This is a genomic window from Pseudomonas sp. SIMBA_068, from assembly GCF_046534705.1.
Classification (GTDB): domain Bacteria; phylum Pseudomonadota; class Gammaproteobacteria; order Pseudomonadales; family Pseudomonadaceae; genus Aquipseudomonas; species Aquipseudomonas putida.
Genome location: NZ_JAWRYI010001758.1, coordinates 1 through 233 on the forward strand (window position 1 = coordinate 1; position 233 = coordinate 233).

General features: G+C 48.9%; 1 protein-coding gene. It reads right to left on the reverse strand.

Annotation, left to right across the window (positions count from 1 at the left end):
* The coding region (locus SB756_RS35780; RefSeq protein ID WP_410913984.1) for a S4 domain-containing protein at positions 1–159 on the reverse strand (159 nt) is incomplete at its 3' end.
* Positions 160–233: the final 74 nt, after the last annotated feature.

Here is a 233-nt window from a genome sequence, read left to right on the forward strand (position 1 = left end):
ATCGATACGGATTTTCAATCCAGGGGTAACTTCAACGCGATCGCCGAGTTTAGCAATTTTGCCATCAACACTCACACGACCGGCTTCAATAATAGATTCGATTTCACGGCGAGAACCGTGGCCGGCACGCGCCAGCACTTTCTGTAGCTTTTCGCTCATAGAGCTTCCTTTTGGTGTCGCCTTCCCAGGCGTCTGATATGCTTTTGTGCAACAGTGAGTCAGAACTTACATCT